The 19,405-nt window shown below is 68.0% G+C and carries 19 protein-coding genes and 2 pseudogenes; 18 read left to right on the plus strand and 3 right to left on the minus strand.

Annotated features, from left to right (window positions below):
- The first annotated feature begins 203 nt into the window (after window positions 1–203).
- From HY049_14225 to HY049_14265, 9 genes and pseudogenes are all read left to right on the plus strand, one after another.
- Entirely contained in the window at window positions 204–2,555 is a 2,352-nt protein-coding gene (locus HY049_14225; protein ID MBI3450057.1) for a phosphoketolase family protein, read from the plus strand.
- 40 nt (window positions 2,556–2,595) lie between these two features.
- On the plus strand, window positions 2,596–2,835 hold the full coding sequence (locus HY049_14230; GenBank protein MBI3450058.1) for a DUF2283 domain-containing protein: 240 nt from the start codon (window positions 2,596–2,598) through the stop codon (window positions 2,833–2,835).
- A 138-nt stretch (window positions 2,836–2,973) separates the two neighbouring features.
- Entirely contained in the window at window positions 2,974–3,192 is a 219-nt protein-coding gene (locus HY049_14235; protein MBI3450059.1) for a hypothetical protein, read from the plus strand.
- A gap of 69 nt (window positions 3,193–3,261) precedes the next feature.
- Window positions 3,262–5,913, plus strand: a complete 2,652-nt coding sequence (locus tag HY049_14240) for an SUMF1/EgtB/PvdO family nonheme iron enzyme (protein ID MBI3450060.1) — start codon at window positions 3,262–3,264, stop codon at window positions 5,911–5,913.
- Window positions 5,914–5,968: 55 nt separating this feature from the next.
- On the plus strand, window positions 5,969–6,397 hold the full coding sequence (gene avd, locus HY049_14245; GenBank protein ID MBI3450061.1) for a diversity-generating retroelement protein Avd: 429 nt from the start codon (window positions 5,969–5,971) through the stop codon (window positions 6,395–6,397).
- Window positions 6,394–7,422, plus strand: a pseudogene (locus tag HY049_14250) (group II intron reverse transcriptase domain-containing protein). Before avd ends, HY049_14250 begins: the two are co-directional and overlap by 4 nt.
- A 228-nt stretch (window positions 7,423–7,650) precedes the next feature.
- On the plus strand, window positions 7,651–8,079 hold the full coding sequence (locus HY049_14255) for a BrnT family toxin (protein ID MBI3450062.1): 429 nt from the start codon (window positions 7,651–7,653) through the stop codon (window positions 8,077–8,079).
- On the plus strand, window positions 8,076–8,390 hold the full coding sequence (locus HY049_14260; protein MBI3450063.1) for a BrnA antitoxin family protein: 315 nt from the start codon (window positions 8,076–8,078) through the stop codon (window positions 8,388–8,390). Before HY049_14255 ends, HY049_14260 begins: the two co-directional genes overlap by 4 nt.
- A gap of 37 nt (window positions 8,391–8,427) precedes the next feature.
- Complete coding sequence (locus HY049_14265) at window positions 8,428–8,742, plus strand: BrnA antitoxin family protein (protein MBI3450064.1); 315 nt, start codon at window positions 8,428–8,430, stop codon at window positions 8,740–8,742.
- 15 nt (window positions 8,743–8,757) lie between these two features.
- Here the strand turns inward: HY049_14265 and HY049_14270 are convergent, their stop codons facing one another.
- Together HY049_14270 and HY049_14275 are read right to left on the minus strand one after the other, a co-directional pair.
- Window positions 8,758–9,054, minus strand: a complete 297-nt coding sequence (locus HY049_14270) for a Txe/YoeB family addiction module toxin (protein ID MBI3450065.1) — start codon at window positions 9,052–9,054, stop codon at window positions 8,758–8,760.
- Window positions 9,047–9,325: pseudogene (locus HY049_14275) on the minus strand (type II toxin-antitoxin system prevent-host-death family antitoxin). Before HY049_14275 ends, HY049_14270 begins: the two are co-directional and overlap by 8 nt.
- Window positions 9,326–9,459: 134 nt before the next feature.
- Here HY049_14275 and HY049_14280 point away from each other — a divergent pair.
- The 5 genes from HY049_14280 (at window position 9,460) to HY049_14300 (ending at window position 15,051) form a co-directional block, all read left to right on the plus strand.
- Window positions 9,460–9,606, plus strand: coding sequence for a hypothetical protein (locus HY049_14280; GenBank protein ID MBI3450066.1), 147 nt, complete (start codon window positions 9,460–9,462; stop codon window positions 9,604–9,606).
- Entirely contained in the window at window positions 9,599–9,799 is a 201-nt protein-coding gene (locus HY049_14285; GenBank protein ID MBI3450067.1) for a hypothetical protein, read from the plus strand. The genes HY049_14280 and HY049_14285 overlap by 8 nt, the downstream gene beginning before the upstream one ends.
- A 141-nt stretch (window positions 9,800–9,940) precedes the next feature.
- Window positions 9,941–11,965, plus strand: a complete 2,025-nt coding sequence (locus tag HY049_14290) for a dehydrogenase E1 component subunit alpha/beta (protein ID MBI3450068.1) — start codon at window positions 9,941–9,943, stop codon at window positions 11,963–11,965.
- A 147-nt stretch (window positions 11,966–12,112) separates the two neighbouring features.
- Window positions 12,113–13,975: a 2-oxoacid:acceptor oxidoreductase subunit alpha gene (locus HY049_14295; GenBank protein ID MBI3450069.1), complete on the plus strand. Its 1,863-nt coding sequence runs from the start codon at window positions 12,113–12,115 to the stop codon at window positions 13,973–13,975.
- A complete protein-coding gene (locus tag HY049_14300; protein ID MBI3450070.1) occupies window positions 13,972–15,051 on the plus strand; it encodes a 2-oxoacid:ferredoxin oxidoreductase subunit beta in 1,080 nt (359 codons plus the stop codon). The genes HY049_14295 and HY049_14300 overlap by 4 nt, the downstream gene beginning before the upstream one ends.
- On the opposite strand, the gene HY049_14305 is transcribed toward HY049_14300, so the two are convergent.
- Window positions 15,048–15,404, minus strand: a complete 357-nt coding sequence (locus HY049_14305) for a hypothetical protein (GenBank protein ID MBI3450071.1) — start codon at window positions 15,402–15,404, stop codon at window positions 15,048–15,050. The two genes, HY049_14300 and HY049_14305, sit on opposite strands and share 4 nt — an antisense overlap.
- Window positions 15,405–15,421: 17 nt before the next feature.
- On the opposite strand from HY049_14305, the gene chrA reads away from it, so the two are divergent.
- From chrA to HY049_14325, 4 genes are read left to right on the plus strand one after another with little or no spacing between them, the layout of a single operon-like run.
- Window positions 15,422–16,744 carry a chromate efflux transporter gene (gene chrA / locus HY049_14310; protein ID MBI3450072.1) on the plus strand — a complete coding sequence of 441 codons (1,323 nt, stop codon included), beginning with the start codon at window positions 15,422–15,424 and terminating at the stop codon, window positions 16,742–16,744.
- 55 nt (window positions 16,745–16,799) lie between these two features.
- Complete coding sequence (locus tag HY049_14315) at window positions 16,800–17,561, plus strand: glycosyltransferase (protein MBI3450073.1); 762 nt, start codon at window positions 16,800–16,802, stop codon at window positions 17,559–17,561.
- Entirely contained in the window at window positions 17,561–18,685 is a 1,125-nt protein-coding gene (locus tag HY049_14320) for a histidine kinase (GenBank protein ID MBI3450074.1), read from the plus strand. Before HY049_14315 ends, HY049_14320 begins: the two co-directional genes overlap by 1 nt.
- Entirely contained in the window at window positions 18,613–19,326 is a 714-nt protein-coding gene (locus tag HY049_14325) for a response regulator transcription factor (GenBank protein ID MBI3450075.1), read from the plus strand. Before HY049_14320 ends, HY049_14325 begins: the two co-directional genes overlap by 73 nt.
- The last annotated feature ends 79 nt before the right edge of the window (window positions 19,327–19,405 follow it).

Consider the following 19,405-nt stretch of genomic DNA (forward strand, 5'->3'; position numbering starts at 1 on the left):
AACAGCCGTTCCACGACGAGCCAGTCGGCAAGAAGTTCGTTCGAGTCAGCGATCTATGCCGGAATTCGCGAGGTCGCGGCTCTCCGGATCGTCGGACCGGATTCCTGAAAGCCCGGACATTGTGACGCAGAAACCAGACGCAGCCGTTCGGGACTTCACGCTAGAATGGCCGAGCCCGCGTTCCCGAGAAGCCGGAGGTTTCGATGAGCCCGATCGACCGCTACCGCCGCGCGGCGAACTACCTCGCCGCGGCGCAGATCTATCTCCAGGCCAATCCGCTTCTCGAGGAGCCGCTGCGCCCCGAGCACATCAAGCCGCGCCTTCTCGGGCACTGGGGGACGAGCCCGGGGATCAACTTCGTCTACGCGCACCTGAACCGCCTCATCCTCGAGACGGACGCGAGCGTCCTCCTGGTGACCGGACCCGGGCACGGGGCGGCGGCCAACCTCGCGAACATGTACCTCGAGGGGACCCTGGCCGAGTACTTCCCCGAGCTGACGCACGGTCGCGAGGGGCTCGCCCGCTTCCTGTCGTGGTTCTCGTGGCCCGATCGCTTCGCGAGCCATCTCAATCCCGGGCTCCCGGGGGTCATCCACGAGGGAGGCGAGCTGGGCTACGCCCTCGCCACCGCCTTCGGCGCGGCCCTCGACAACCCCGACCTCCTCGTCGCCTGCATCGTGGGCGACGGTGAGGCGGAGACGGGGCCGACCGCGACGGCCTGGCACGCCGCGAAGTTCGTGAACGCCGCGACGGACGGCGCGGTCCTCCCCATCCTCCACGTGAACGGGTTCAAGATCTCGTCGCCGACGATCTTCGGCACGATGGACGACGGGGAGCTGACCGCGCTTTTCACCGGCTACGGCTACTCGGTCCACATCGTCGACCTCGCGAAGGAGGGGGAGGCGATCGACGCGGCGATGGCGGCGGCGGTCGCCACCGCGCACGGCGAGATCCGCTCCCTCCAGAAGTCGGCGCGCGCCGGGCGCCCCGCCGATCGGCCGCGCTGGCCGATGATCGTCCTCCGGACGCCGAAGGGATGGACGGGGCCGAAGGAGATCGAAGGCAAGGTGGTCGAAGGGTGCTTCCGCGCCCACCAGGTTCCCGGGATCGAGCTCAAGACCAAGCCGGCGCAGCTCGCCGCGGTGGAGAAGTGGCTCCGTTCCTACAAGCCCGCCGAGCTCTTCGACGCCGCCGGGCGGCCGGCGGCCGACATCCTGGCCCTCTGCCCGCGGGGCGACCGACGCATCGCGCAGAACCCGCACGCGTTCGGCGGGAAGATCCGAAAGCCGTTGCACCTTCCCGCGCTCGAACAGCGCGCCCTGCGCCTCGAGAGTCGCGGCGCGGCGCGCGCCGGATCGATGGGCGAGCTGGGGAAGTACCTCAAGGAGGTCGTCACCCTCAACGCCGCCGAGCGCAACTTCCGCATCGTCTGCCCCGACGAGCTCGAGTCGAACCGCCTCGGCGCCGTCCTCGACGTCACGGAGCGCCAGTACGCGTGGCCGGTGCCGTCGTCGGCCGAGCACGTCGCGAGGGACGGCCGCGTCCTCGAGATCCTCAGCGAGCACACCTGCCAGGGGTGGCTCCAGGGGTACCTCCTCACGGGGCGGCACGGCGTCTTCCCCTGTTACGAGGCCTTCCTGCCGATCGTGGACGGGATGATGAACCAGTACGCGAAGTTCCTGAAGACTTCTCTCGAAGCCCCGTGGCGCCTCCCGGTCTCCTCTCTCAACTACCTCCTCACCTCCGAGAGCTGGCGGCAGGATCACAACGGCTACTCGCACCAGGGGCCGGGGTTCATCAACAACCTGATGACCAAGAAGGGGCACACGTACCGCATCTACCTCCCCCCCGACGCGAACTGCCTCCTGTCCACGGCCGATCACTGTCTCCGGAGCACGAACTACATCAATTTGATCATCGCCGGGAAGCAGCCGATGCCGCAGTGGCTGTCGATGGACGAGGCGATCGAGCACTGCCGCGTCGGCGCGTCGGTCTGGCGCTGGGCCGGCACGCACGACGGCGAGGATCCGCAGATCGTCCTCGCGGGGTGCGGCGACAACCTCACTCTCGAGGTGATGGCGGCGGCGCAGATGCTCCGTGAGTCCGTCCCGGAGTGGCGCGTCCGCGTCGTCAACGTCACGGATCTCATGACGCTCGGCATCCCGCAGAAGTACCCGCACGGCCTCGACGAGGGGCGGTTCGAGCGCCTCTTCCCGCCGGCCGTCCCCGTCGTCTTCAACTTCCACGGCTACACCGCCGCGATCAAGCAGCTTCTCTTCGAGCGCCCGGGAAACGAACGGTTCGACATCAACGGCTACCGCGAGGAGGGGACGACGACCACCCCCTTCGACATGCAGGTGCGGAACCGCACGAGCCGGTTCCACCTCGTCACCCAGGCGGCGCAGACGATGGCGGCGCGCCACCCCGGCGTCGGGGCGCGCGCCGAGGAGCTGGTCCGCGCGTGCGAGAAGTCGCTGGCGGATCACCGCGCCTACATCTGCGAGCGCGGCGAGGACCCGGCGGAGATCACGAAGTGGGAGTGGAGCGGGAGGTGACGGCCTACTTCGCGCGAAGGCTGGCGAAAGGAGCTGTTGAATGGAAGCGCCCCTGACCGTCGAGTACGACAAGGTCGGTGACATCCTTTACATTAACAAGTGTTCCCCCTACGCCGAGCAGGAGTCGGACGAGCTCGAGTACGGCGTCGTCGCGCGCCTGAACCCGACGTCGAGGGACGTCGAAAACCTCGAGATACTCTTCTTCTCCCGCAGAATCGCGAATGGGGAGACGCTTCGTCTCCCCGTGCTCGCTGATTTCCATCTCCCGCACACTGCCTGAGGGGACGTCATGGAGCTTTCCAGTGAGCAGTACCAGGCGTGGATGGAACAGAGGCGACGACGCAGCGCGTGAGAGGCTGCGCCGCGTGTTCGAGCGGGCAAGGAGAAGATCCATGGGTCGCGCCGAAGAGAATCCAAGGTGATAGAGAGTTACGTCGTCTGCGTGAGCAACGCGGGATTCAAGACCGCGCTTGTGGTCCGAAAGGTGTACCGCGCTCTCAGCGACGCCGAGGCGGGGAAGCGCGGTCTCATCCGGGTCGTCGACGAGTCGGGGGAGGACTACTTGTTTCCCGCGACCCTGTTCGTGCCCATCGATCTACCGAAAGAAGCTGCGAGGGCCTTCTCGGCGGCGTCATAGGCGCTTCCCGCACGGATGCGGAATTGCAACGCTCGTCTGTCAACGTGTCGGTAAGATAGACTCCCGCGCATGCTGAGCTGCCCCGCGTGCGGCCTCGCCGACAGAGCCGAGGCGGGTCCGTGCCCCCGCTGCGGCGCGCCGCCGCGCCGGCCCGCCGAGGATCGAACGACGGTCCCGTTGGTTCTCCCGCCCGAGATCGGTCCCGGCTACCTGCTCCACGGCAACTACCGCATCGTGAAGGAGCTGGGGAAAGGGGGCTTCGGGCGCGTCTTCCTGGCGCGCGACCAGGGGCTCGAGCGCGACGTCGCCGTCAAGTTCCTCACGCTGGAAAGAGTCGCTCCCACGGAAATCCCCGCCATCAAGGAGCGCTTCCGCCGCGAGGCGCAGGCCCTCGCCCGCTACAGCGCGAGGACTCGCCACGTCGTGAGCGTGGCGCTCGTGGGAGACGTCGCGGGCCTCCCCTTCTTCGTGATGGAGTGCCTGTCCGAGGGGACGCTCCACGATCGGATCAACCAGCGCGGGCTGCTCCCGCCCCTCGAAGCGGCGTCGCTCGTGGCGGACGTCGCGGCGGCGCTCGGGTTCGTCCACGCGGACGGATCGATTCACCGCGACATCAAGCCGGCGAACATCTTCGTGCGCGCGGGGCAGGCGGTCCTGGGCGATTTCGGCATCGCCAAGATCGCCGACATGCCCGCGCTGACGACGAGCAACCCGCCGCTGACGCCGCAGTACGCGGCCCCCGAGGTCATCAAGTTCGAGGCGAGCGATCATCGCGCCGATCTCTTCTCCCTGGGCTGCGTCCTCCACGAGTGCCTGACGGGAAGCCTCCTCTTCGACGGCGACAGCTACAGGGAGGTGGCGGGGAAGATCGGCGAGGCGCGCGAGGTCGATCTCTCGCCTCTTCAGTACACCGTCCCCCTGCCTCTCATCGACGTGCTCCGACGGTCGCTGGCCAAGAAGGCGGCCGAGCGCTACCCCACGGCCGCCGCGATGGAGAAGGATCTCCGCGAGATCGTGCAGCGCCGGTCCGGGTCGGACGTGAAGCCCGCAAAGCCCATTGGGGCGACCGTTCCCATCGCCACGGCGCCGCCGGTCCCGGAGAAGCTCTCGGGCGACAGAACGCTCGTGGATCCTCGGTTGAAGATGCCTGGCGGGACCAGGGTGGAAGCCGGTCCGACTCGACGTGTGTGGGATCCGATCGTCGAGCCGCCCCCTTCCCGCAAGGGTCGGTGGATCGCGGGCGCCCTGATCGCGGCGATTGGCGCCGGCGTTCTCCTCTGGTTGGCGTTGCGCCCGGAGACACATCCATCGGCTCTCACGGGAACAGACAAGGTCGCGGGCACGGTCACCGCTCCGTCGTCGGGCAGGGCTGAGCCGGCGAAGGTCGAGGAGCCTCCGCCTCCGAAGACCGAACCCGCGCCGAGTTCGCATCAAGGGCAAGCCGCCGCGCCGGCTCCGGCGAAGCCGGCCGTCGAGACCACGGGGTCGCTTGCGATCGAAAGCGTTCCGCCCGGGGCCGCAATCGACGTGGACAGGGAGTGGCGGGGTTCGGCGCCCAAGACGATCCCGGATCTCAGCGTCGGCTCCCACGTCGTCAAGGGTGAGCTGCGGCATTACCAGACGGCGGAGCAGAGCGCACGGATCGATGCGGGGAAGACGACGCGCGTCACCCTGACGCTCGTGCCGTCGCCGGGTCGTCTGTCGGTGACGTCGAACCCTTCAGGTGCGGCGGTCAGCATCGACGGGAATCCCGTGCCCGGGGGAACGACTCCGTGGACGGGTTCGGTCGCGCCGGGCGTCAACCATGACGTCGTCATCAGCAAGAAGGGGTTCGTGCCGGAGAAGCGCTCGGCGCGCGTGGAATCCGACGGGGAGCAGCCCGTGAGCGCTGAGCTTCGCAGTGAAGTCGTTGAGCCTGCTTTGCGCATCACCGGCGCCGACGGGGCGGCGATGGTCCTCGTGCCTGCGGGGGAGTTCCTGATGGGGAGCGGCTCGTCGGACGGTCAGGCCGAAGCCGATGAGCGGCCGCAGCATCGCGTCACGTTGAACGCCTTCTACATCGACAGGTACGAGGTCACGAACGGGCAGTACGCGACCTTCTTGAAGTCGGCGCGCAGCCACACCGCGTGCGATCCGAACGAAACTCGCGGCAAGGACCACACGCCCGACGCAGCGACATGGAACAACGCGGAATGGAACGGAACTCGACAGCCCGTTGTCAACGTCGACTGGTACGACGCGGCGGCGTACTGCGGTTCGGTCGGCAAGCGACTGCCCACGGAGGCAGAGTGGGAGAAGGCGGCGAGGGGGACGGATGGGAGGATCTATCCGTGGGGGAACGACGCGCCGGGGGCGTTCCCGCAGGGAAACTTCGCCGACGAGTCTGCGAAGAGGAAGCACTCCGATTGGACGATCGTGAGCGGCTACGATGACGGATTCGCGGAGACCGCCCCCGTGGGGTCGTTCCCGCGAGGTGCGAGTCCCTACGGCGCCGAGGACATGGCGGGTAACGTCTGGGAGTGGGTGAGAGACTGGTATGATGCGGGGTACTACGCCAAGAGTCCGAGTCCGATGGGGCCTTCGGGCGGTACATCTCGCGTCCTTCGGGGCGGCTCCTGGAGCAACGTTCCGAGGTACCTCCGGTCGGCGTACCGCAACTCCATCGACCCGGCGTACCGCTACTTCTACATCGGGTTCCGTTGCGCCCAGGACCAGAAATAGCCCTTGATCCTTGACTCTTGATCCCTTGATCTGAGCAGGTCAGGTGAATGCAGGGATGGACGAGAAGCCGAGCCTGAATCCGAGTCCCTCCGGCCCCGCGCCAGCGGGGCCGCCGCGCGCTTCGGCAAGCGCAATCAACCATCCCGAAGCCGCACCCGTCGTCGGCAAGGCTTACGACCTCGTGCTCTGGCTCGTCCCGGTCATCGACCGCCTCCCTCGCGCGCGCCGATTCACCCTCGGTGAGCGTCTCGAGTCCTCGGCCCTCGAGCTCCTCGAATCCCTCACCGAAGCGGCCTATCGGAAGGACAAGCTCGACGCCCTCGCGCGCGCCAGCCGTTCTCTGCAGCGCTTGCGCCTTCTCGTCAGGCTCTCCAAGGATCTGGAAGCACTCGATCTGCGACGCTACGCCCACGCCTCGGAGCGCATCGACGAGGTGGGACGGATGATCGGAGGATGGTCGAAGTCGCGAAAGGGTCCGGCATGAAACGGGCGGGCGGTCTTTTCGATCGGATCTGCTCGTTCGAGAACCTCCTCCTTGCCGCGAAGAAGGCGAGGAGGGGGAAGCGAGATCGCCTGAACGTCGCGAGCTTCGAGCTCGATCTCGAGAGCCGCCTCCTTGGCCTCCGGCGCGAACTACTGGATGGCAGCTATCAGCCCGGCCCGTACAGAGCCTTCTGGGTCAGTGAGCCGGTCGTGCGCCAGATCAGCGCCGCGCCGTACCGCGACCGCGTCGTCCACCACGCCCTGATGAACCTCGTGGAGCCGGTCTTCGAGCGCGGGTTCATCCCCGACTCGTACGCGTGCCGGAAAGAGAAGGGAACGCATCGGGCGCTCGCGCGTTGCCGGGAGTTCACCCGCCGATACGCCTGGGTCCTTCGCGCCGACATCAAGAAGTACTTCCCGTCGATCGACCACGAGATTCTCCTGGGCCTCGTGGAGCGCAAGGTGAAGGACCGCCGCGTCCTCGCCCTGCTTAGGACGATCGTCGAGTCGAGCAACCCCCAAGTTGAAGTCAACCACTACTTCGCCGGCGACGATCTCTTCACCCCCTTCGAGCGCCGCCGCGGGATCCCGATCGGAAACCTGACGAGCCAGGTCTTCGCCAACCTCTATCTCGATCCGCTCGATCACTTCGTGAAGGAACGGCTTCGCTGCCGCGCCTACCTCAGGTACTGCGACGACTTCTGCCTCTTCGACGACGACCCGCATCGGCTCATCGAGGCGCGGGAAAGGATCGCCGAGTTTCTGATCGGCCTCCGTCTGAGACTCCATTCGGGGAAGACCGCCGTGCACCAGGTGAGCCGGGGAGTCGCCTTCGTCGGATTCCGGGTCTACCCCGAGAAGGTGCTCCTCAAGCGCGACGCCGTGCGGCGCGTCCGCCGCCGGCTTCGGGTCTACCGGCGCGCGTACGAGCGCGGCGAGCTGTCGCCCGCGGATGTTCGACAGCGGCTGATGGGCTGGCTCGGTCACGCGGGCCACGCGGACACGTGGCGCCTGAGATCGAAACTTCTCTGGAAATTCCGCCTCGTGCGGAGATGGGAAAGCGGGGGACAAGCGTCCTTCGGGGCGGCTCCTGGAACAACAATCCGAGGAACCTCCGATCGGCGAACCGCAACACCAACGACCCGGCGAACCGCAACAACAACATCGGGTTCCGTTGCGCCCAGCACCCTCCTCGGGGTCCGACGACCCTTCGCCTGAGTCCGGCGGCTCACGGGCCGCCGGAGCGCGTCGTGGATGGTCCCGTCCCCCGCTCCCGGACCGCGACGAAGTTCGCGGTCGATTCGAGGCGGGGCCCCGCGCCGGCTGGTAGCTCCGCCCACCGGGGCGCATCACACCCGTCGGGAAGGGCGAACGCCGGCGCGGGGCCATGTCTCATCGCGCTCGAGCGCACTGCTTGACTCGGTGTACAAATGTGCATATGCTTCGGTGGTGCAGTTCGAGTGGGACGAGCAGAAGGCGCTGACGGTTTCAGTTCTCGAGGATCTACGCGCCGTCACGATGACGGGCAGTCGCTTCAACGAAGCTCGGTTCGTCACGATCGGCAAGGACGGACTGGGCCAGGTCCTGGTGGTTGTCCACACTTGGCGCTCCGGGGGCGTCCGGATCATCTCCGCCAGGCGCGCGAGTCGTCGAGAGCGAAGGAAGTACGAGGCTGAGCGATGAAAAAAGAATACGACTTCAGCCGCGGCGTGCGCGGCCCCGTGATCCCGTTGCCTCCGGGCAAGACACGCATCACGATTCGCCTCGACGCCGAGATTCTCGAGTGGTTTTTCGCCCAGGTCGACGCGGCCGGCGGCGGCAACTATCAGACGCTGATCAACGATGCGCTGCAAGAGCACATCGCGAGGCGTAGAGAGCCGCTCGAGGACACCCTTCGCCGCGTGCTCCGGGAGGAACGAGCGAGATACGGCGCATCATCGCAGCCCGAACACGCGCACGCGGGAAAGCGTCGCCGGAAACCGTCGAAGCGTTGAGGTCCGGTGGTGAGATCGAACGGACGAGGGTTGGACCTTGAAGAAAGAATACGACTTCAGCCGGGGCAAGCGTGGCGCCGTGATCCCCTTGCCCCCGGGCAAGACGCGGATCACGATTCGGCTCGATACGGAGATTCTCGACTGGTTCCGGGCCAAGGTCCACGCGGCGGGAGGCGGCAGCTACCAGACGTTGATCAACGATGCGCTGCAGGAGCACATCGCGGGTCGGAGAGAGCCGCTCGTTGACACGCTTCGTCAGGTTCTTCGGGAGGAGCGAGCGGAGTACGGCGCATCACTGCGGCAGAAGCCCGGTCGCCAGGGAGCCCATCGTCGCAAGCCCGCGAAGCGGTGAACCTGACTCGCGGTATCAGTAGTGGTACCTCGCCTGAAGGAAGTCGATTCGGTCGCTGCTGACGGCGTACACGATCCGATGCTCTTCGGTGAGGCGCCGGGACCAGGCGCGCGCGACGGCGAACTTCAGGGGCTCGGGCTTCCCGATTCCTGTGAAGGGATCCCGGAGGACCGCCTCGATGACGTCGAACGCGCGGAGCGCGACCTTGCGGTTCGTGTCCACCCAGTAGCGCAGGTCTTCCCGGAACTCGGGGTGGAATACGGCGTCGCGCGCGCGTGGGTGACGCGGTGGATGTTCGGGGCTTCTCGTCAAGACCCATCTCGCGTCTCAGGGAGGCGACGCTCTTCGGCCTGACGCGTCGACCTTGAGCGCGGGCCAGCGCCTTGAGCAGCCGCTCCGCATTCTTCGGCGATCGGAGCAGATGGGCCGTCTCGACGAGACTGTCGAGCTCATCGGCCGCGATCAACGCCACCGGGCTTCGCCCGCGCCGTGTGATGACAACCGCCTCCCGCGACTCCGCGACCGCGTCGCAGAGCGAGGCCAGATTCGCGCGCGCGCTGGTGTAGGTCGTCTCCTTCGCCATGGCGTCCTCCGTCGGGGCATGTACAGACTTAATGTACATGTTCGGCCGCGCCCTGTCCACTCAGCCTAGGCGCAGGCCCACTCGAGGCGGTACACTGGTCATGCCTTCTTCCCTCGGGACCTCAAGGACCTCACATGAAAGACGAATCCGATTCGGACGACGGCGTGGATGTCACCCTCATCCACTGGATGCTGGCGATGACCCCCGCCGAGCGCCTGAAGACGGTTCAGGACGCGGTCAATTCGCTCGAGGAGCTGCGCGCCGGAATGCCGCGTGACTGACTTCGCCGCCATCCTCAAGGTGCTCATCGCGCGCGACGTGGAGTTCATCGTCGTCGACGGTGTCTCCGCTGCGCTGCAGGGCGTCCCGGTCGTGAGCTTCAACCTCGAAGTCGTTCACGCGAAGGATCAGGCCATGCTTCCGGTTCTCCGGCGGACGCTCGCCGAGCAGCGTCGATTCCGACAGGAGAAGTGACCGATTCCGGTTCACCCGCCCCCACCTTTACGCTATCCTGCGTGTCCGAGTCGATTGAAGTCCGATCGGCCGACGACAACCCCGCGCTTCGGATCCCCATCCGAAGCTGCCGCTCCGCCCCGCCCGGAGGCTGTAGCCACGATGGCTCAAGACCGAAATCTCGCGAAGAAGCCCGCCGGCGACCCGCACCTCCTGATCGAGTTGTACCGACGCATGCTGCGGCTCTACTACCTCGAGGAGACGGTCCGCCGCTTCGTCCGCCAGAACAAGTGCTCGTTCCACGCGTCGTCGCGCGGGCACGAGAAGCTCCAGATCGCGTGCGCGCTCGCGCTGAAATCGGGGAAGGACTGGTTCTTCCCGTACTACCGCGAGAAGGCGCTGATGGTCGGCCTCGGGATGCCGCTCAAGGACATCTTCCTGCACATGCTCTCGAAGAACGGCGACCCCTCGGGCGAAGGGCGGAACATGTCGGAGCACTTCTCGAGCCGCGCGCTGCGCGTGGTCTCGCCGACGGCGTGCACCGGCACGCAGTTCCTCGCGGCGGTCGGCATGGCCAAGGCGATCAAGTACGACGGCCGCGACGAGATCGTGTACGTCTCCTCCGGCGAGGGGGCGACCTCGGAAGGGGAGTTCTTCGAGGCGCTCAACCAGGCGCAGCGCGAGACGCTCCCCGTGATGTTCGTCATCCAGAACAACGGATACGCCATCAGCGTGCCGCAGTCGCAGCAGACGTCGTCCGAGATCCACCTGATCGCGCGGGGCTTCGGCATGGATGCCTTCCGGGTGGACGGGACCCGCTTCACCGAGATGTACCGCACCCTCGAGCCGAAGATCGCCGAGATGCGGAAGGGGAAGGGCCCCGTCCTCGTCGAGGGGATGGTCGTGCGGCTCGAGTCGCACTCGTCGTCCGACGATCAGTCGAAGTACCGGACCGAGGAGCAGATGGAGGAGGTGCGGCGGCACGACCCGCTGCTGCACACGGAGCTGCGCCTGAGGCAGATGGAGATGCTCACCGACGACGAGGTGAAGGCGATGCGGGCGGAGGCCGAGAGGGAAGTGAAAGAGGCCGCCGACGCCGCCGACGCGATGCCCGCCCCCGACGCCGAGCGCATCATGGTCCAGATCTACAGCCCCGTCGGCCCCGCGATCCCCGAGAGGGAGCCGCGCCCGATGGGCGAGCAGCCGATCACCCTGGTGGACGCGATCAACCACGGCCTGCGCGAGGAGATGGAGCGCAACGAGAAGATCGTCGTCTGGGGGGAGGACGTCCAGGACCCGAAGGGCGGGGTCTTCGGCGTGACGCGCGGCCTCACCGAGAGGTTCGGCGGGAGCCGCGTCTTCAACTCGCCCCTCGCCGAGGCCAGCATCATCGGCGTCGCGCAGGGGATGTCGATCGGCGGCTACAAGCCCGTGGTCGAGATCCAGTTCGGCGACTACTCCTGGCCCGCCTTCATGCAGATGCGCAACGAGGTCTCGACCCTCAGGTGGCGCAGCGCGGGGGTCTGGTCGTGCCCGATGGTGGTGCGTGTGGCCGTGGGGGGTTACATCCACGGGGGGCCCTTCCACTCGCAGTGCATCGAGGCGATCTACGCGAAGACGCCGGGGTGGCTGATCGCTTTCCCGTCGAACGCGTCGGACTCCAAGGGGCTCATCAAGACCGCCTGCCGCCTCGACGATCCGGTCCTCTTCCTCGAGCACAAGGGGCTCTACCGCCAGGTCTTCACGAAGGGGATGGAGCCCGACCCGGATTTCCTGATCCCCTTCGGAAGGGCGAGGCTCGTCCGGGAAGGGACCGACATGACCGTCGTCGCCTGGGGGCGCACCGTCCACATGGTGAGCCAGGCCCTCTCGAAGATGCGCGAGGGGGCGCCGTCGGTGGATCTGGTCGATCTCCGGACCATCGTCCCGCTCGACGAGGAGACGATCGTCGAGTCGATCCGGAAGACCGGGAAGCTCCTCGTCGTGCACGAGGACTCGGTCTTCATGGGGTTCGGCGCCGAAATCGCGGCCCGCGTCGCCGACAGCGCCTTCGAGTACCTCGACGCGCCCGTGAGGCGCGTGGGGGCCCTCGACTCGTTCGTCCCCTTCGCGGCGAACCTCGAGGCGGCGGTGCTCCCGTCGGTGGAGGGGATCGAGGCGGCGATCCGGGACCTCGCGGCCTACTGAAGGAACGCCTTCGTCCCGTGTCCGGGAGGGTGAATCACCGAGCGGAATCTGTCATAATCCGGAACCGAATCACACGTCCTTCACGACACCCCCTTGCGCCTCCCGGCTTGCGGTGTGTCCCGATGCGAGCGACCTGAGAGGATCCTGATGGCGACGGAGACGTTAGAGACCGCGACACCCCGGAAGGTCCAGTCGATCGACCGCGTGGTCGTGCGGATGGCGGGCGACTCGGGGGACGGCATCCAGCTCACGGGCAACCAGTTCACCTCGACGGCCGCGGTTCTGGGCAACGACCTGGCGACGCTCCCCGACTTCCCGGCCGAAATCCGGGCGCCCGCAGGGACGCTGCCCGGGGTGAGCGGCTTCCAGATGTCGTTCTCGTCCTTCGACATTCACACCGCCGGCGACGCCGCGGACGTCCTCGTCGCCTTCAATCCGGCGGGGCTCAAGACCAACCTGGCCGACCTCCGGAAGGGCGGCATCCTCATCTGCAACCTCGACGCCTTCAACAGCAAGAACTTCGAGAAGGCGGGGTACAAGACGAACCCGCTCGAGGACGGCTCGCTCGAGGGTTACCGCACCTTCGCGATCCCGGTCACCGAGCTCACGCGCAAGGCGCTCCGGCATCTGAAGCTCGGCACGCGCGACATGGATCGGTGCAAGAACTTCTTCGTCCTCGGGCTCCTCTACCACCTGTACCAGAGATCGGACGACATCACGCTCCGGTGGATCGAGCGCAACCTCAAGAAGCAGGAGCTGGCGGAGGCGAACCGGACCGCCCTCAAGGCGGGGCGCGCGTACGGCGAGGCGACCGAGGCGTTCCAGATCGTCTACAGGGTCGAGGCCGCGCCGTTCCCCGCCGGCATCTACCGCAACGTCATGGGCAACTCGGCGCTGGCCCTCGGGCTCGTCGCCGCGTCGCTCCGGTCGGGGCGCCCGCTCTTCTTCGGCGGCTACCCGATCACCCCCGCGAGCACGATCCTCCACGAGCTGGCGCGCTACAAAGAGTACGGCATCGTCACCTTCCAGGCCGAGGACGAGATCGCGGCGATCACGTCGTGCCTCGGCGCCGCCTTCGGCGGGGCGCTCGCCGTGACCTCGACCGCCGGCCCCGGCGTCTCGCTCAAGGGAGAGGCGCTCGGCCTCGGCGTGATGACCGAGCTGCCGATGATCCTCGTCAACGTCCAGCGCGCCGGCCCGAGCACCGGGATGCCCACGAAGGTGGAGCAGGCCGATCTGATGCAGGCGATGTTCGGGCGCCACGGCGAGGCGCCGATGCCGATCGTGGCCTCCTCCACGCCGGGGGATTGCTTCGACACGGCCGTCGAGGCGGCCCGCATCGCCCTCAAGTACATGGTGCCGGTCATGCTGCTGTCGGACGGCTACCTCGCCAACGCGAGCGAGCCGTGGAAGCTTCCCGACGAGAAGGACATCCCGAGGATCGGCACGCGCCTCGTCGACAAGCCGGTCGCCGGCAAGTTCCACCCTTACGAGCGCGATCCGATCACGCTCGCGCGGCCGTGGGCCGTTCCCGGCGTCCCCGGCCTCGAGCACCGCATCGGCGGCCTCGAGAAGGAGGACGTCACCGGCGACATCTGCTACGACCCGGACAACCACCAGAAGATGACTGACCTCCGGGCCGAAAAGATCCGGCGCATCGCGCACGACATCCCCCCCGTGGTCGTCGACGGCCCGCCGAGCGGGAGGCTCCTCGTCCTGGGCTGGGGGAGCACGCGGGGGCCGATCGCCGGCGCGGTGAGGCGCAAGCGCTCGGAGGGGAAGCAGGTCTCCTGGGTTCATCTCCGTCACCTCAATCCGTTCCCCGCGAATCTCGGTGAGGTCCTGCGCAAGTTCGAGAGGATCCTCATCCCCGAGATGAACATGGGCCAGCTCGAGAAGCTCATCCGGATGGAGTTCCTCATCGAGCCTACGGGGTTCCACAAGGTGGAAGGGAAGTCGTTCAAGAACGCCGAGATCGCCGACAAAATCGATCAGCTCCTGGAGGTATGACCGTGCCGACCGCCGTCACCGAGCCCGGGGCGCCCGCCCCGCTGAAAGCCGACGATTTCCGCTCCGATCAAGAGGTCCGCTGGTGTCCGGGGTGCGGCGACTACGCCATCCTGAACGCCGTCGCAGCGGTCTTCCCGAAGCTCGGCCTCAAGAAGGAGGACTTCGTCGTGGTGAGCGGCATCGGCTGCTCGAGCCGCTTCCCGTACTACATGGACACCTTCGGGTTCCACGGGATCCACGGCCGCGCGCCCGCGATCGCGACGGGGCTCAAGGCCTCGCGCCCCGATCTTCACGTGTGGGTCGTGACGGGGGACGGCGACGGCCTGTCGATCGGCGGCAACCACCTCATCCACGCGATGCGCCGCAACACGGATCTCAAGATCCTTCTCTTCAACAACCGGATCTACGGCCTCACGAAGGGGCAGGCCTCCCCGACGTCGGAGATCGGGAAGAAGACGGCCAGCTCGCCGCTCGGGACGGTCGAGCGTCCCTTCAACCCCATCGCCCTGGCGCTCGCCTCCGAGGCGACCTTCGTCGCGCGGAGCGTCGACGTCTACAAGGACCACCTGCAGGAAACGCTCCTGCGCGCGGCCCAGCACCGCGGCTCGGCGTTCGTCGAGATCTACCAGAACTGCAACATCTTCAACGACGGCGCCTTCAACGACCTGACGGAGCGCGAGGTCCGCGAGACGGCGAACCTCACGCTGCGGCACGGCGAGCCGCTCGTCTTCGGCGCGAAGAACGCCCGGAAGGGGCTGAGGCGGCGCGCGGGCGACGGGAAGCTGGAGGTCGTGGCCTTTGGAGACGGCATCGACGAGTCGTCGCTGATGAAGCACGACGAGACGGCGCAGGACCCGGGGCTCGCCTACGCCCTCGGCCATCTCGAGCCCCCCGACTACCCTGCGGCGATCGGCGTCTTCCGCGCGATCGAGGTGCCCACGTTCGAGGATCGCGTGTGGGGGCAGATCGACACCGCCCGGAAGGCGAAGCCGAAGGCCGATCTCGCGGCGCTGCTGCGGCGAGGCGACGTCTGGCAGATCGGCGAGGACGGGACGATCGTGGAGATCGGCGGCTAGCCGAGGACGCGAAGGCGCCGGCCGTCGTACTCGTAGCGCGGCGTCTTCCGGTCGATCTCGACGGACCAGGCGTCGATCCCGCCCGTGAGGTTCCTCACGTCGGAGAACCCGCGCATTCTCAGGAGCTGCGTGATCTGCTGGCTCCTCATGCCGTGGTGGCAGTACACGACGATGGAGGCGCCCTTGTCGAGCTCGTCCATCCGGTACGGGACCTCGCCCATCGGGATGTTCGTCGCGCCGCCGATCGCCGCCGCCTGCACTTCCTCCGGCTGGCGCACGTCGAGGAGGAGAATCTTCGCTCCGGAGTCGAGGATGGACTTCAGCTCTTTCGGCGAGATGATGGGGTCGCTCATGGGACCGGCATTCTGACATCGTGAGCGAACAACCGCCACCGCGCGCGTCGCGCGTTGCGTTCAAGGAGGCCCTTCTCTTCTGGCTGCGCCTCGGCTTCATCTCGTTCGGCGGCCCGGCGGGGCAGATCGCCGTGATGCACCAGGAGCTGGTCCAGCGCCGGAAGTGGATCAGCAACGAGCGGTTCCTCCACGCCCTGAACTACTGCATGCTCCTTCCCGGCCCCGAGGCGCAGCAGCTCGCCATCTACGTGGGCTGGCTCCTTCACCGGACCTGGGGCGGCCTCGTCGCCGGAGGGCTCTTCGTCGTCCCCGGCGCCCTCGTCATGCTCGCCCTCTCGTGGGTCTACGCAGCGCACGGAGCGCTGGCGTGGGTCGGAGCGATATTCCACGGCCTGCGCGCCGCGGTCCTCGCCATCGTCGTCGCCGCCGTGATCCGCATCGGGACGAGAGCGCTCCGGCATCCCGCCCTCGTCGCGCTCGCGGCGGCGGCCTTCGTCGCGATTTTTTTCTTCCACGTTCCCTTCCCGGCCATCGTGCTTTGCGGGGGGCTCATCGGCTGGGCGGGAGGACGGCTCCGGCCGGAGGTCTTCAGATCGCCGGAGAACGCGGAGCGCGAGACGCATCTCCGCGCGGGTCCCGCGGCGTCTCCCTCGCGATGGCGGGCAGTCAAGGTCCTCGCCGCCGGGCTCCTCCTCTGGTGGGGGCCGCTGGCCGGGGTCGCTCTCTGGCGCGGCCCCGGCGACGTCCTCACGGCCGAGGCCGTCTTCTTCAGCAAAGCTGCGATGGTGACCTTCGGCGGCGCCTACGCCGTCCTCCCGTACGTCGGCCAGGCGGCGGTCGATCACTACGGGTGGCTGGTGCCGGGGCAGATGCTCGATGGACTGGGCCTCGCCGAGACGACGCCGGGGCCGCTGATCCTCGTCGCCGAGTTCGTCGGGTTTCTCGGCGCGTACAGGAATCCGGGGGATCTGAGCCCGCTCGTCGCCGCCACGCTCGGCGCGGCGGTGACGCTCTGGGCCACCTTCGCGCCGTGCTTCCTGTGGATCTTCCTCGGCGCGCCATACATCGAACGCCTGCGCGGTCACGCGCGGCTGAACGCCGTCCTCACGGCGATCACCGCGTGCGTCGTCGGCGTCATCCTGAACCTCGCGGTGTGGCTCGGCCTCCACGCCCTCTTCGGGAGCCCGGATACGATCGGCCTCGCCCATCTCGATCTGTTCACCCTCGCCGTCGCCGTCGTGGTCTTCGCCGGGATGCATCGATTCCGCTGGGGTATCATCCCCGTCGTTCTGGGCAGCGCCGCGGCCGGGCTGCTTATGGGAGCCCTGCTGCACACTTAATAAACACACTTTGAAGTTGTGCAGCATGCAGAAGCAGGACGAAAGTCGAGGCGTCTTGGCTGAGCCGACCGATCTCCGCCCCCGAATCTCCCTCGTCATCCCCGCCTTCAACGAGGCGAGGTACCTCCCGCGGCTCCTCGATTCGGCCGAGGCGGCGCGCGCCGTGTACGCGAGGGGGGACGCGTCGAGGGCGCGGGCCATCGAGATCGTCGTCGCCGACAACGGCTCGACCGACGGCACCGCGGCGCTCGCGGCGTCGAGGGGGTGCGTCGTGGCGCCCGTCGAGAAGCGCGCCATCGCGGCGTCGAGGAACGGCGGCGCGCGAGCCGCCCGCGGCTCAATCCTCGCCTTCGTCGATGCCGACATGACGCTTCACCCCGACACGTTCCTCGGCGTCGAGGAGACGCTCGCCTCGCCGCGGTGGGTCGCGGGAAGCACCGGGTGCCGGCCCGAGAGATGGTCCACCGGGATCGCGGTCACCTTCGCGGTCGCGACGCCGATCCTCTGGCTCACGCGCTTCGACACGGGCGTCGTCTTCATGAGGCGGGAGGACTACGACGCCGTCGGCGGCTACGATGAGTCGATGCTCGTCGCCGAGGACGTGATGATGCTCTGGCGGCTGAGGCAGCACGGCCGCAGGCGCGGCGCCCGTCTCGTCCGCGTGCCGCGGTGGAAGACGGTCGCGTCGATGCGGAAGTTCGACAAGTACGGCGAGTGGCACTACTTCCCGATGCTGTGGCGCGGTCTCCTGCTCGTCTTCCGCCCGAAGAAGATCGCCGCCTTCGTCGACGAGTACTGGTACCGCCCCGAGCGGTGATGAGCGAGCCGCAGAAAGACATCGGGCCGTGGCTGCGGGCGGGTGGGCGGTGGATGTACGCCGCCGCGTGGCTCCCGTTCCTGACGGTCTTCCTCGCGGCGTTCGTCACCGGCGGCATCCCATTGGGCCTGGCGCTGCGGAACGCTCTCGCCAATCTCCTGCCCGACGCCCTCCTGGGATTGATCGTCCTCCGGGTCGCATCCCGGCTTCCGTGGCCCGAGGGCTCGCGGTCGGGTTTCTTCATCAGGCACCTCGGGCTCCTGGCGGCCTTCACCGTCGCCTCCGCCGCAGGGTGGCTGCTCCTCCTGGGGGCCGACCAGCTCGCCTTCGGGGAGGCGCTCAACCTGTCCGTCGATCCCCGGATCGCGCTGTGGCGATCTCTCAACGACATGCTGGTCTACGCCGCCCTCGCGGGCGTCTCGTACGCCTGGCACCACGCCGCAGAGAGCCGCGCGCAGGCCGCGCGCGCCGGCCGCGCGGAGGTGCTGAGGGCCCGCGCCGAGCTCGAGGCGATGCGGAGCCAGCTCAACCCTCACTTCATCCTGAACACCCTCCACGCGCTCGTCGGCCTCGTGCGCCGCGAGCCGGCGGTGGCGGAGCAGGCGATCGAGCGCCTCGGCGATCTCCTGCGCTACTCCCTGAGGGTCCAGCGCGAGGGGCTCGACGAGGTGACGCTGCGCGAGGAGTGGGCTTTCGTCCAGGCCTACCTCGACCTCGAGCGTCTCCGGCTCGGGGATCGCCTGCGCACGACCTTCGACGCCGGCGCCGGCACGCTCGATCGCCTCGTGCCGAGCTTTGCGCTGCAGACGCTCGCCGAGAACGCGATCCGGCACGCGATCGCCCCGCGCGCCGACGGGGGAAGCCTCTCGATCCGGGCTCACCAGGTCGACGGGAGGCTCACGGTCGAGGTGCAGGATGAAGGGGCAGGGGCCCCCGCAGCTCCGGCCGAAGCAAGCCTGGGCGTCGGCCTGAAGCTGCTCCGCGATCGCCTCGCCGCCCTCTACGATGGCCGGGCCGCGCTCGACCTCCGCGCGACGCCGGGAGGGCCGTGGTGGTCGAGGACGAGCCGCACGCGCGCCGGAGCCTGCGCGAGTACGCGGCCGGCGTCGAGTGGCTCGCCGTGATCGGCGAGGCGGGGGACGGCGCCGAGGCGGTGAGGCTCATCGATCGCCTCGAGCCGGATCTGATCTTCCTCGACGTCGAGCTCCCCGAGCTGTCCGGGCTCGAGGTGCTCGCGCGGATCCGGCACGCTCCCGAGGTCGTCTTCACGACGGCGTACGATCGTTTCGCCCTGGCCGCCTTCGAGGCGGGGGCGCTCGACTACCTCCTCAAGCCCTTCGGCCGGCAGCGCTTCCAGACGGCGCTCGAGCGCGTGCGCCGGCGCCTCGTGGAGAGCCCGGTGCCGGCCGCCGAGCGCGCGCGCGAGGCATTCGGGAAACCGTGGCGCCGCCTCTTCGCGCGCACGTCGTCGGGGATCGTGCCGATCGACGTCCGGTCCATACGGCACATCAAGGCGAGCGGCGACTACGTCGAGGTCGACTCCGGGTCGGGGCGTCACCTGCTCCACATCACCCTCGGCGAGCTGGCGTCGCGCCTCGACCCCGAGACCTTCTGCCAGGTTCATCGCTCGCACATCGTAAACCTCGACGCGGTCGAACGGCTGACACCGTACGACGATCGCCGGTTCACGATCCGGCTGCGAGGCGGGGTGGAGATTCTGGCGAGCCGCTCGGCCTCCGAGAGGCTGCGCCGACTGGTCCGCTGACGCGCAGACCGCGGTCCGACGCTCCGGACGGCTCGCTCGCCGTTCCTCCCGCCCGCTCATCGATTGGTTCTTGCGCCCC

Source organism: Acidobacteriota bacterium, from assembly GCA_016195325.1.
GTDB lineage: Bacteria > Acidobacteriota > Polarisedimenticolia > JACPZX01 > JACPZX01 > JACPZX01.